This is a genomic window from Kitasatospora sp. NPDC058218 (genome assembly GCF_042882445.1).
In the GTDB taxonomy this organism is placed as follows: domain Bacteria; phylum Actinomycetota; class Actinomycetes; order Streptomycetales; family Streptomycetaceae; genus Kitasatospora.
On sequence record NZ_JBHVWC010000006.1, the window covers coordinates 1 to 12,298 of the forward strand.

At 75.6% G+C, this 12,298-nt stretch carries 11 protein-coding genes; 6 read left to right on the plus strand and 5 right to left on the minus strand.

Going from position 1 to position 12,298, the window contains the following annotated elements:
- A partial coding sequence (locus tag ACFVYI_RS05035; RefSeq protein ID WP_387881891.1) for a LysR family substrate-binding domain-containing protein occupies positions 1–643 on the minus strand: 643 nt, incomplete at its 3' end.
- 66 nt (positions 644–709) lie between these two features.
- Between ACFVYI_RS05035 and ACFVYI_RS05040 the strand changes: the two genes are divergently transcribed.
- Positions 710–1,120, plus strand: a complete 411-nt coding sequence (locus ACFVYI_RS05040) for a DUF5997 family protein (RefSeq protein WP_387881682.1) — start codon at positions 710–712, stop codon at positions 1,118–1,120.
- A 280-nt stretch (positions 1,121–1,400) separates the two neighbouring features.
- Here the strand turns inward: ACFVYI_RS05040 and ACFVYI_RS05045 are convergent, their stop codons facing one another.
- Together ACFVYI_RS05045 and ACFVYI_RS05050 are read right to left on the minus strand one after the other, a co-directional pair.
- Complete coding sequence (locus ACFVYI_RS05045) at positions 1,401–1,868, minus strand: SsgA family sporulation/cell division regulator (protein WP_387881684.1); 468 nt, start codon at positions 1,866–1,868, stop codon at positions 1,401–1,403.
- Positions 1,865–2,068 carry a hypothetical protein gene (locus ACFVYI_RS05050; RefSeq protein ID WP_387881686.1) on the minus strand — a complete coding sequence of 68 codons (204 nt, stop codon included), beginning with the start codon at positions 2,066–2,068 and terminating at the stop codon, positions 1,865–1,867. The genes ACFVYI_RS05045 and ACFVYI_RS05050 overlap by 4 nt, the downstream gene beginning before the upstream one ends.
- A 203-nt stretch (positions 2,069–2,271) precedes the next feature.
- Here ACFVYI_RS05050 and ACFVYI_RS05055 point away from each other — a divergent pair, with 203 nt between their 5' ends.
- The 3 genes from ACFVYI_RS05055 to ACFVYI_RS05065 all read left to right on the plus strand — a co-directional run bounded on the left by ACFVYI_RS05055 (position 2,272) and on the right by ACFVYI_RS05065 (position 6,462).
- A complete protein-coding gene (locus ACFVYI_RS05055) occupies positions 2,272–3,180 on the plus strand; it encodes an Lrp/AsnC family transcriptional regulator (protein WP_387881688.1) in 909 nt (302 codons plus the stop codon).
- Positions 3,181–3,331: 151 nt separating this feature from the next.
- Complete coding sequence (locus ACFVYI_RS05060; RefSeq protein WP_387881690.1) at positions 3,332–4,819, plus strand: APC family permease; 1,488 nt, start codon at positions 3,332–3,334, stop codon at positions 4,817–4,819.
- Entirely contained in the window at positions 4,816–6,462 is a 1,647-nt protein-coding gene (locus ACFVYI_RS05065) for an amidohydrolase (protein WP_387881692.1), read from the plus strand. Before ACFVYI_RS05060 ends, ACFVYI_RS05065 begins: the two co-directional genes overlap by 4 nt.
- A 40-nt stretch (positions 6,463–6,502) precedes the next feature.
- Here ACFVYI_RS05065 and lysA read toward each other — a convergent pair whose 3' ends face one another.
- Positions 6,503–7,996, minus strand: a complete 1,494-nt coding sequence (gene lysA, locus ACFVYI_RS05070) for a diaminopimelate decarboxylase (RefSeq protein ID WP_387881694.1) — start codon at positions 7,994–7,996, stop codon at positions 6,503–6,505.
- Between the two features lie 79 nt (positions 7,997–8,075).
- A complete protein-coding gene (locus ACFVYI_RS05075; protein WP_387881696.1) occupies positions 8,076–8,345 on the minus strand; it encodes a hypothetical protein in 270 nt (89 codons plus the stop codon).
- A 363-nt stretch (positions 8,346–8,708) separates the two neighbouring features.
- Here ACFVYI_RS05075 and ACFVYI_RS05080 point away from each other — a divergent pair, with 363 nt between their 5' ends.
- A complete protein-coding gene (locus ACFVYI_RS05080) occupies positions 8,709–9,485 on the plus strand; it encodes an ABC transporter ATP-binding protein (protein ID WP_387881698.1) in 777 nt (258 codons plus the stop codon).
- Positions 9,482–12,226, plus strand: coding sequence for an FtsX-like permease family protein (locus ACFVYI_RS05085; protein ID WP_387881700.1), 2,745 nt, complete (start codon positions 9,482–9,484; stop codon positions 12,224–12,226). The genes ACFVYI_RS05080 and ACFVYI_RS05085 overlap by 4 nt, the downstream gene beginning before the upstream one ends.
- Positions 12,227–12,298: the final 72 nt, after the last annotated feature.

Genomic DNA, 12,298 nt, shown 5'->3' on the forward strand with positions numbered 1-12,298 from the left:
AGCCGGGGTTGACGGCCTGGTCGGCCGCGGGAGCCGTCTGGCCCCGGCCGCGCGAGCTGTTGACCGTCCGCCCGCGGACGATGCCGATGAACTCCTCGATCAGGTCGGTCGTCCGGTCCAGCTGCCAGGCCAGCGCGACCTGCGACTGCGGTGCGTCCGGCACGGTGCGGAAGGTGAGGTCACGACGGTGGTGCAGCCGGGCGAGCGACTGCGGGACGAGCAGGACGCCGACCCCCGCCGCCACCAGTTCGATCGCGTCCGCCGTGGTGGCCGGGCGCTCGATCGCGGGGCGTCCGGGCAGGCTCTCCCAGCCCAGGGCGTCGTCCAGCGGGTGGAAGACGATCTCCTCGGCGAGGTCCGCAGGGGCCACCTCCTCGGCCGCCGCCAGCCAGTGGTCCTTGGGGAACACGACCACCGTGGTCTCGGTGTAGAGGGGGATCGCGCTCAGGCTGTCCCGGTCGACCGGGAGCCGGACCAGCCCGGCGTCGGCGGCGTCGGCCAGCAGCGTCCGCGCGCCCTCCTCCACCGGTACCGCGACCAGGGTGAGCGGGACGTCGGGCAGCCGCTCCTCCCAGACGCGCACCCACTTACCGGGCGTCACGCCCGGAACGTACACCAGTCGGAACGAGGGGTTCGCCTGCATCTCTGTCACGCTGCAAGGCTACCGACCGTGATCGGGGCCGCCACTCACTCGCTTACCCTTATGACCATGACATCGCTCAAGTCGAAGACGACCCAGACCATGAAGCCGGCCACCGCCGCCAAGAAGCTGGGCATCTACCTCAACGCCGCCCCCGCCGAGTTCCAGGAGGGCGTGGTCTCCCGCGAGGAGCTCAACACGCTGCAGGCCGACCCGCCCGCATGGCTCCAGGACCTGCGGCGCAACGGCCCGCACCCCCGCCCGGTCGTCGCGGCCAAGCTCGGCGTCTCCGTTTCGGGCCTGGCCCGCGGCGGGGTCACCGAGGCGCTCACCACCGAGCAGATCGAGGCCCTGAAGACGGAGAACCCCACCTGGCTGGAGCGCGAGCGCACCGTCCAGGCCGAGGTCCGCAAGGAGGCCGTGCGGATCAAGGAGAAGAACGAGCAGCAGGCCGCGACCCCGCCCGCCAAGACCAGCTGACCGGGAGGGCGCGCTCCCGCTCGGCGCCGAGACGGCACCGACCCGTTGGCGCCGGGCCCCGACGGGGCCACGATCGCCGCCGTCACCTCCCCGCCCGGCGACCTCGCCACCCGGATCGTGCCGTGGTCCGTCGCGACCCGCACGGCCGGCGCCACGCCGGGCCTCGCCGAGGCCGGCGCCTTCCGGACCCCCGCCCCTCGGTGTCGGGTGCGGACGTCCCGGGGCGCCCCGGCCGCCTCGGAGCCGGCCCCGCCGCCCGCCGCCCCGGTCACGGCCCCGGTCACGGCCCCGGCCGACCGTGGCCGAGCAGGCGGCGCACCAGCCCGTCCAGGTCGACGTACTCGTGCTCCCGGCCGGGCGGGACGAGGCGGTCGGCGCGCCGGAGGAAGGACGTGACCTCGGCGGCCCGGGCCCGGAGCACGACGCTGCCCTCGTCCCCGCCGAGCACGACCAGGACGCTGCCGGCGTCCTCGCCGGCGCCCGGGCGGATCGACACGTCGCCGAGGCCCACCTCCTCGGTCACCCCCGCCGCCAGCAGCTCCCGCGCGAACATCCAGGTGATCGGCTCGGCCCGGTCGACGTGGCTGTCCAGGTAGACCGCGTACGGCTCGGCCACGTCGTAGCGCAGGCGGGCCTTCACACGGACGGTGAGGCCGGGGCAGACGACCGCCCGCAGATCGAGGTCCAGGGCCGTCGCCTCCGCGCCGGAGCGCTGCGGGGGGACGTGCGGCGTCTCCCGGCCGGTCATTGCGGCTGCCCCGGGGCGCCGAAGGCGGGCGGGGAGAACCGGGGTGGCTGCACCAGCCGGTGCCATTCGTGGTCGACGTGGCCGGGCACCGTCCGCCCGTAGCCGATCCAGAGGGCGACGAGGTGCGTGAAGATCGGGGCCTGCTCATGAGGAATCGTTTCTTCACCCGCATCGGGGAAGGCCTGGAGGTCGTTTCTCATGCCTGGACAACGACGCGCCCCACCTGCGGTAACCCTCCACCGGCCGCGGACCCGCCCCGGGTGCCGGTGCGAGGCGGCCGTTCAGCCACCGCCCCCGCTCGCCCGGGCCCGCGGGCCCGGCCCGACCGACCCGCGCGGCCCCGACCCGGACGCGGCCGGATAGATTGCCGGGACCAGCCACCCCGCCGCCCCGGGAGCCCCTCGTGCTCGACACCACGGACGCCGCCCTCGTACGCGAACTCCAGCGCGACGGCCGCGTCAGCTACCAGCGGCTCGCCGAGTTGCTGGAGATCTCCCGGGAGGCCGCGCGGGCCCGGGTGCAGCGGCTGCTGACCCGGGGCGAGGTGCGGATCGTCGGCATCGTGCCGCCCGCCGTCGCCGGGATCACCGCCGTCGCCCACGTCTCCCTGGACGTCGCCGGCCCCGCCCGGCCGGTGGCCGCGGCGGCGGCCGGGCGGCGGGCGGCCAGCTTCGTCTCCTGCACCGCCGGTCCGCAGGGCGTGGTGGCCGAGCTCAGGGTGGCCGACGACGCGGCGCTGGAACGCGAGTTCGCCGCGCTGCGGGCGGTGCCGGGGGTGCGCGGTGTCGAGGTGTTCCGCTGCACCGAGCTCGTCCGGGACGCGTACGCGCAGGCCGCCCCGGCCCTGCGGACGGGCGAGCCGCCCGCGCTGGACGAGACCGACCGGCGACTGCTCGGACTGCTCCAGACGGACGGCCGGGCCAGCTTCGCGGCGCTGGCGGAGCGGATCGGCCTCTCCCAGCCGGCCACCCGGGCACGGGTGCTGCGCCTGCTGGAGGTCGGTGCGGTGCATGTGACCGGTCTGGTGGAGTCGCGCGCGCTGGGCGTCCGGGAGGCCGCCGGGGTGGGGCTCGGGGTGCACGGGCCGGTCCGGGAGGTCGCGGAGGCCGCCGCCGCACTGCCGGGCGTCAACTACGTGGCCGCCGGCTACGGCCGCTTCGACCTCGTCTGCGGGCTGGACGCCCCGGACCGCCCGGCGCTGCTGCGCAGCCTGGAGACGGTGCGCGCCCTGGCCGGCGTGACCCGCTCGGAGTCCTGGGTGCACCTCGACATCGTCAAGGAGTCCTACACCTACGATCTGCCCATTCGGTAGGCATTCAGTAGGCCTGGGGAAAGATCGGCAAATGATTCGCAGTCATGGGTTGATTCTTCGGGCGAAATGACAGGTGTAAGCCCTTGACGCCTTCTTTTCACCCACCCTTCAATGGTCGGACACCTTCCCCGTGAGAGAGTCCGGTCCCCCGATGGTCTCTTCCCCTCCCCCACAGCCCGCCGGCCCCCCTCGGCCCGCGGTCGAGGCGCTCCCCCGTTCGCTGGGCGTCTTCGGCGGGGTCCTGCTCACCCTGTCCTGCGTCACACCGGCCTCGTCGCTCTTCATCGTGGTGCCCCCGCTGCTGATGTCGCAGGGCAGCGGCGCCGTGATCAGCCTGCTGCTGGCCGCCGTGCTCTCGCTCGGCGTCGGCCTCTGCTACGCCGAACTCGGCACCCTGGTGCCCAGCGCCGGTGGCGAGTACTCGATCGTCGGCCAGGTGCTCGGGCGGCTGGCCGGCTGGCTGGTCTTCATGATCTCGATCGTCTCGCTGCTGGTCATCCCGCCGATCATCGCGCTCGGCACCGCCGACTACCTCGGCTCGGTGCTCTCGCTGGACCCGGCGGTCGCCGGCGCCGCCGTGATGGCGCTGGCCGTCGCGGTCGGCGTCCTGGACATCAAGTCCAACGCCCTGATCACCGGGGTCTTCCTCGGGCTCGAAGTGCTCGCCGCCGGCATCGTCGCGGTGCTCGGCTTCACCCACGTCCACCAGCCGGTGTCCTCGCTGGTGCACGCCGTCGTCCCGGACGGCCAGGGCGGGACCGGGCCGTTCACCCTCGGGCTGCTGATCTCCGGGCTCGCGGTGGCGATGTTCACCTACAACGGCTTCGGCACCGCCGTCTACCTCTCCGAGGACCTGCGCGACCCGCGCCGCTCGGTCGCCCGGACGGTGCTCTGGTCGCTGCTGGCCGGGGTCGTGGTGATCACCGTCCCGGTGGTGGCGATCTGCCTCGGGGTCGACTCGCCCGACCGGCTCGCGGCCGGCGACCTGATCGCCATCGTCGACTCCTGGGCCGGCAGCACGGTGGGCACCTTCGTCAGCCTCTGCATCGCCGCCGCCATCCTCAACGCCGTCATCGTCATGGTGATCCAGAACGGCCGGGTGCTGTACGCGTCCGCCCGCGACCGCACCTGGCCCGACCCGGTCAACCGGGCGCTCGGCACGCTGCACCCGCGCTGGGGCTCGCCGTGGGTGGCCACGCTCGCGATCGGCGCGCCCGGCGCCGTCCTGGCCCTGACCGTGCCGATCGACGCGCTGCTCGGCTTCACCGGGGTCGTCGTCGCCGTCATCTACCTGCTGCTCGGCGTCGCCGCGCTGCTCGCCCGGCGCGGCCGCCACCGGGGCGCCGCCGCCTGGCGGATGCCGCTGTGGCCCGTCGCCCCCGTGCTCACCACCGTGGTGCTCGGCTACGCGCTCACCCGCCAGGCCGGACGGGACCTGCTGATCACCCTCGCCGTGCTGCTCGTCGGGGTCCTGTACTGGTTCCTCTACCTGCGCCCGCGCAGCGCGACCCACTGGGTGCTCAGCCTCCCGGCCGATCAGGCCGACCAGGCCGACGCCGTCCGCACCGGAGCCGGCGGGCACGGGCCCGCCGACCGAACCCCCGCTTCCGCCACCGCCACCGCTCCGGAGAACTCGTGAACCGCCCCGCCGACCTGGTCGTCCACAACACCCACGTCCACACCGTGGACGACCGGCGCCCGCGCGCCGAGGCGGTCGCCGTCCGCGACGGCCGGATCGTCCACGTCGGCGACGGCGACGACTGGCGGGCCCTGGCCGGCCCGGACACCGAGGTCGTGGACGGCCGCGGGCGCCTGCTGGTGCCCGGCTTCATCGACAGCCACAACCACGTCCGACTCGGCTCCGACGCCGCCTGCGTCCAACTCGCCGGCGCCACCGACCTGCCCGAGATCGGCCGCCGGATCACCGAGTGGCTGGACCGCAACCCCGGCGCCGACTGGATCGAGGCCGAGGCCTTCGACTACTCCGCCGTCCCGGACGGCCGGATGCCCACCGCCGCCGACCTCGACCCGTACACCGGCGACCGGCCCGCCCTCGTGCTCAGCTACGACGTGCACACCGCCTGGCTCAACACCGCCGCGCTGCGCCGCCTGGGCATCACCGCCGACACCCGCGAACTCGCCTTCGGCACCGTCCGGAAGGACCCGGCCACCGGTCAACCCACCGGGTTCCTCACCGACTTCGCGGTGCGCGGCCTCTCCCGCGACGGGCACCGCGCGCTGCGCGCCGCCGGCGTGCCGTGGGCCGACCCCGACCGGCAGTACGGACGCCTCACCGCCAGCCTCGACCTGGCCGCCCGCTACGGCATCACCACCGTCGTCGAACCGCAGAACTCGCTCGACGACCTCGCCCTGTTCGAGCGGGCCATCGCCGAGGGCCGACTGCGCTCGCGCCTGGTCGCCGCGCTGTTCCACCCGCGCGGCACCACCGGGGCGGAGCTCGCCGAGTTCGCCGCGGCCGCCCGCCACCACACCGGAGACCGCTTCCGGGTCGGCCCGCTGAAGCTGTACATCGACGACGTGGTGGAGCCGCACACCGCCGCGCTGCTGGAGCCCTACGCGGGCCACCACAGCCACCGGGGCGAGACCTTCTACCCCGCCGAGGAGTTCGCCGAGCTGCTGACCGCACTCGACGCGGCCGGGTTCCAGGCCTTCGTGCACGCGACCGGGGACCGCGGCATCCGCACCGTGCTGGACGCCGTCGAACACGCCCGCCGGGTCAACGGGCCGCGCGACGCCCGGCACCAGGTCGTCCACGTCGAGTGCCTCGACCCGGCCGACGTGCCGCGCTTCGCCGAACTCGGCGTGGTCGCCTGCATGCAGCCCCGGCACTGCTCCCCCGACATCGCCGGCCCGGGCAAGGACTGGGCCGAGGCGGTGGGCGAGCGGCGCTGGTCCAAGGCGTGGCCGATGCGCAGCCTCCAGGAGGCCGGTGCGACGCTCGCCTTCTCCAGCGACTGGAACGTCGCCGAGATGGACCCGCTGGTCGGCCTCTACACCGCCGTCACCCGCCGGGGCCTGACCGGCGGCGACCCGTGGATGGCCGACGAGACCGTCTCGCTGGCCACCGCGCTGCGCGGGTACACCCTCGGCAGCGCCTACGCCAACTTCCTGGACGACCGCCTCGGGTCGCTCACCCCCGGCAAGCTCGCCGACCTCGTCCTGCTCTCCGAGGACCTGTTCACCCTCGACCCGAAGGCGATCCTGGAGGCCCGCGTCGAGCTGAGCGTGGTCGACGGGGAGGTCGTGCACCGGGCACCGTGACGACCGGCGCGGGCCGCACGACCTACCGGCTGGCCGGCGGTCAGCGGCCGACCTCGCGGGCCCGGAGGTCCTCGACGGTCTCACGACGGATCAGCAGGCGGGCCCGGCCGTCCCGGACGGCGGCGACGGCCGGGCGCCCGACCAGGTTGTAGCCGGAGGCCATCGAGAGCTGGTAGGCGCCGGCGGCCGGGACGGCCAGCAGGTCCCCGGCCCGCAGGTCGGCCGGCAGGGCGGCGTCGCGGACCAGCACGTCGCCGGCCTCGCAGTGCCGGCCGACCACGTCCGTGCGGGCCGTCGGGGCGCCGGTGCGTCGGCCGACCAGCCGCACGGTGTACGGGGCGCCGTAGAGCGCGGGCCGCGGGTTGTCGCTCATGCCGCCGTCCACGGCGGCGAAGACCCGGCCGTCGGCGGCGTGCTTCACCGACAGCACCCGGTAGAGCGCCACCCCGGCCGGCCCGGCGACGGCCCGGCCGGGCTCGACCACCAGGCGCGGCACCGCGAGCCCGGCCCCGGCGCAGCGGGCGGCGAGCCGCCGCGGCACCCGGGCGGCGAAGTCGGCGAGGTCGAACGCGTCGTCCCCCGGCAGGTAGCGGATGCCGTGGCCGCCGCCGAGGTCCAGTTCGGGCAGCTCGACACCGTGCCGGTCGCGCAGCTCGGCCAGGAACTCCACCACGGTGTCCACGGCGGCGAGGTAGGGCTCGACCTCGGTGATCTGGGAGCCCAGGTGGCAGTGCAGGCCGACCAGTTCGAGACCGGGCTGGGCCAGCACCCGGGCGATCGCGTCGGCCGCGTCCCCGCCGTCGATCGGGAAGCCGAACTTCTGGCCGCCGACGCCCGTGCGGACCGCCTCGTGGTGGCCGGCCGCGATGCCCGGGACGACCCGGACCAACACCCGTTGCGGCGTGTCCGCGGCCACCAGGGCCGCCAGCCGGGCGATCTCCCCCGGCCCGTCGATGACGATCCGGCCGACCCGCAGCCGCCGGGCGAGCCGGAGCTCCTCCGGTGTCTTGGCGTTGCCGTGCAGCACGATCCGCTGCGCCGGGAACCCGGCCGAGGCGGCCAGCCGGAGCTCGCCGGACGAGCAGACGTCCAGGCCCAGGCCCTCCTCGCCGACCCAGTCGGCCATCGCGCTGCAGAGGAACGCCTTGGCCGCGTAGAGCACGTCCGCGTGCGGCAGGGCCTGGCGGTAGGCGCGGGCCCGGGCCCGTACCTCGGCCTCGTCCAGGACGTACAGCGGGGTGCCGAACCGGTCGGCGGCCTCGGCGAGGCCGACCCCGCCGACCAGCAGCTCCCCGCCGGGGGCGGCGTGCGCCGAGGCCGGCCAGGGAGCTCCCAGCGGCTCCGCGACCGCCGGTGACTCCGGCGGCCCGGCAGTCGGTGCTGCGCCCGACGCGGCGCCGGGCGCAGCAGTCGGTGCGGCGCCGGGCACCAGACCGGGCCCGGCACCGGGCACGGGCACGGCAGTCGGTGCGGGTTCGGCCCGGCGGCCGGGGGCCGGCAGGACGGCGAGCGGGGTGGCGGACGGCTTCGTCATGGCGTGCTGCTCCTGCGGGGAGGTCGTCGCGCCGACGGTGTCGCGCGGCGGAGGCGGCGGTGTCGCGGCGGAGGCGGCGTCAGTCGAGGTACTGCAGGGCGATCCGGCAGTGCGCGGCCCGGCCGCGCGGCTGCCGGGCCGCCGCACCGGACGGGTCGTCGCCGTCCTCGTCCTCGTTCCCGCCCTCCTCGGGCCGGAGGGCGGCGATCGGCGCGAGGCCGCGGCGGCGCAGCGGCACGGCGTCGCACTCGACGACGTCGCACTCGGCGGCCTCGCGCTCGACGGCACCGAGCGGCCGCGCTTCGGCGGTGCCTGCGGCGACGGTGAGGAGGACCTGGGTGGCACTCATGGCGGAGGTTCCTTCCGGGGGGCCGCGGGCCGCCGGTGCGGGCCCGCCGTTCCAGTGGAGCCCCGGTCCGCCCCGACCGCGGCCGGCCTTGACGCGGGGCCTACGCCCAACGGGCCCTCCTTGACGGGTTCCTGACGCCCGTCGGCGCGAACGGGTGCCGCCGTCGGACCGCCGCCCTCCCGGAGCGGGAGCGGGCCGGCGGCGGCCTGCACCGTCCACTGGACAAGATATGTCGGCAGACGGCATATACTTCTGCTCGGCAGGTGCGATATACATACGGGGTATGCAAGCCAGGCCGGCCCGGAGGCGTCCCGCCCCGTCGGCCGAGGGCTTTCCGACGCCCTATCTCTCCAAGGGGGACCCATGATCAAGAGCAGTCCGTCCAGGAACGGCACCGGCCCGGTGCTGCACCTGGACAACGTCACCCGGGTGCACGGCCGGGGCGCGGCCGAGGTGCACGCCCTGCGCGGAGTGGACCTCAAGGTGCAGGCCGGCGAGTTCGTCGCCGTGATGGGCCCCTCCGGCTCCGGCAAGTCGACCCTGCTGACCCTCGCCGGCGGCCTGGACGCCCCGACCACCGGCCAGGTCCTGGTCGAGGGCGCCGCGCTCGGCGGGCTCAGCCGCAAGAAGCTCGCCGCGGCGCGGCGCCGCTCGATCGGCTACGTCTTCCAGGACTACAACCTGATCCCGGCCCTCACCGCCGCCGAGAACATCGCCCTGCCGCGCGAACTCGACGGCGTGTCGGGCCGGGTGACGCGCCGCGAGGCACTGGCCGCGCTGGAGGAGCTCGGCATCCCCGAACTCGCCTCCCGCTACCCCGACGACATGTCCGGCGGCCAGCAGCAGCGCGTCGCCATCGCCCGCGCCCTGGTCGGCGACCGCCGCCTCGTCCTCGCCGACGAGCCCACCGGCGCCCTCGACTCCACCAACGGCGAGGCCGTCCTGGGCGTCCTGCGCGCCCGCTGCGACGCCGGCGCCGCCGCGATGATGGTCACCCACGAACCCCGGCACGCCTCCTGGGCCGACCGCGTCGTGTTCCTCCGCGACGGTCTGATCGTCGACGAGGGCTTCGGCCGCAGCGCCGAGAGCCTGCAGACGATGGCCGCCCGCCACGGGAACCGGATCGAGGCCACCGGATGAAGCTCGGACCACTGAAGGTCGCGCTGCGGATCGCCCGCCGCGACGCCCTGCGCGCCAAGGGCCGCAGCGCCCTCGTCATCGCCATGATCTCGCTGCCCGTGCTCGGCGTGGCCGGCGCCGACATCGTCTACCGCAGCGGCCAGCTCGCCCCGGCGGAGCGGGTCGAACGGCTGCTCGGCGGCGCCGACGCGCTCGTCACCGCCTACGAGCCCGGCAGCACGGTCAAGCAGCTGCCGTTCGCCGAGGACGGAGCTCTCGCGATCGGCGTCCGGCCCGCCCAGGGGCCGACCCCGGAGCAGGCCCGCAGCGCCGGCGCCGACCCGGCCGCCCTGCTGAAGGAGCTGCTGCCCGGCGCCACCCTGCTGCCGGCCGCCGCCGGCCTCAACGCCAGCGCCGGCTCGCCCAACGGCCTGGTGCGGACCGAGACCTCCGAGGCCGACCTCACCGATCCGGTCTGGAAGGGGCGGCTCGACCTGGTCGAGGGCCGCGCCCCGAACGCCGCGCACGAAGCGGCCGTCACCCGGGAGTTCCTCGCCGAGTCCGGCCTGCGCCTCGGTGCCACCACCACCCTCAAGGGGCTGGAGAAGACGCCGTTCACCCTGACCGGCGTCGTGGAGCACCCCGACGACCTCGCCAAGGTCGATTTCGTCGGCCGCCCCGGTGAGGTCGTCGCCCCGCTGGCGGCGGCCGCGCCGGCCGCCGCCAAGCCCCCGACCGGGGCGGGCGACCGGTCGACCCCGGGGAAGGCGGCCTGGCTGCTCCGGCTGCCCGCCGGGACGACCCTCGACTGGGAGGGCGTCAAGAAGCTGAACCAGTACGGGTTCACCGCGACCTCGCGTGCGGTGGCACTCGACCCGCCACCCGCGTCCCAGGTGTCGTACCAGCGGATGGACTTCGGCTCCAGCAGCCCGCTGCGCTCCGACAAGGCCGTCGTGGTGGGCACCGTCGCGGGCATGGCCCTGCTGGAGGTCGCCCTGCTCGCCGGGCCCGCCTTCGCCGTCGGCGCCCGCCGGTCCCGTCGCCAGCTCGCCCTGATCGGCGCGAGCGGCGGCGACCGCGGCCACATCGCGGCGGTCGTCCTCGGCTCGGGCCTGGTGCTCGGCGCGGTCGGCGCGATCACCGGTGTGGCGCTCGGGACCGGCCTGGTGGCCGTGACCCGCCCGTGGATCGAGGAGACCGGCGGCAGCCGGTTCGGCCACTTCGGCCTCCAGGCGCCCGACCTGCTCGCGATCGCCGTCGTCGGCGTGGTCACCGCCCTGCTCGCGGCCGCGCTGCCCGCCCTGCAGGCCGCCCGGCAGAGCGTCACCGCCGGCCTCACCGGCCGCGACACCGTCAAGCCGCCGAGCCGCTGGACCACCGCCGCCGGCATCGTGCTCTTCGTCTCCGGCGCGGCCGTCGCGCTGCTCGCCGTCGGCACCAACGACGGCACCGGCCGCGGCATCGCGGTCTTCGCCGGCCTGGACCGGATGACCCTGACGGTGCTCGCGGGTTCGGCCACCGCCGAACTCGGCCTGCTCGCCCTCACTCCAGTGCTGATCGCCCTCTGCGGCCGGCTCGCCCGCTTCCTGCCGCTCGGCGGCCGGCTCGCCCTGCGCGACTCGGCCCGCCACCGCGGCCGCACCGCCCCGGCCATCGCGGCCGTGATGGCCGCCGTCGCCGGCTCGGTGGCCATCGGCCTCTACACCGCGAGCAGCGACGCCATGGACGCCGCCTCCTACCGGCCGCACAGCCCGATCAACTCCGTGTCGCTCGGCGTGCTCACGGACAGCCCGCAGCTCGCCCAGGTGCGCGCGGCCATCGAGCAGGACCTGCCCGAGCTCGGGGAGCGCGCCGACCTCTCCACCGCGGTCTACTCCTGGTGCGCGGAGTGCTCCAGCAACGTCACCGTCAAGGGCAACCACGGCGGTTTCGGGTCACGCCCCCTCGTCGTCGGCGACGCGGCCGTCCTGCACAACGCCTTCGCCGTCCGCGACCCCGCCGCCGAACAGGCACTGGCCGCCGGCAAGGCCGTCGTCTTCGACCGTTCCCTGCTCAGCGGCGACAAGCTCGTGCTCCAGCTGACCGGCGGCTTCGTCACCCCGCCGCAGCCGGGTGCCAACCCGACGCAGGACGTCCGGGAGATCCCCGTCGACGCCGTCGTGGTCGAGAACCCGACCGCCGCCCGCTACGGGGCCGGCGTCATCGGCTCCCGGACGATCACGGGCCTGGGCCTCACCACGAGGCCCAGCGGCTCCGTCTGGCTGCCGTCCACCGCGCCGGACGGCAAGGCGGCGCAGCGGGCCGCGGCCACCGCCGACCGCATCCTGCCGAGCGCCCTGCTCGACGTGGAGCGCGGGTTCCAGCCGAAGAGCGATCTGACCACCACCGCCCTCACCGGCTTCGCCGCGCTGGTCGTCCTCGGCGCCGCGTGCATCGCGACCGGCCTCGCGGCCGCCGACTCCCGGCGCGACCAGGCCACCCTCGCCGCCGTCGGAGCTCCGCCGGGGATCCGCCGGACCCTCTCCGGCATCCAGTGCGCGCTGATCGCCGTCCTGGGAGCCGCCCTCGGCACGGTCAACGGGTTCGTCCCGGCGGTCGCCCTGCTGATGGCCCGTGACGTCGCCAACCGCGCGGGCAGCAGCACGATCGTGGTGCCCTGGGCGGACATCGCGCTCACCACCCTCGCCGTCCCGCTGCTCGCCGGACTGCTGGCCGTCCTCTTCACCCGCTCCGACGCACCGCTCACCCGCAGGCTCGGCTGAGCCGAACCAGCCCCCCGGGCGCCGGGCCCCCCCCCCCCGCCCCCAGAGGGGGGCCCCCGGGGTGGGGGGGTG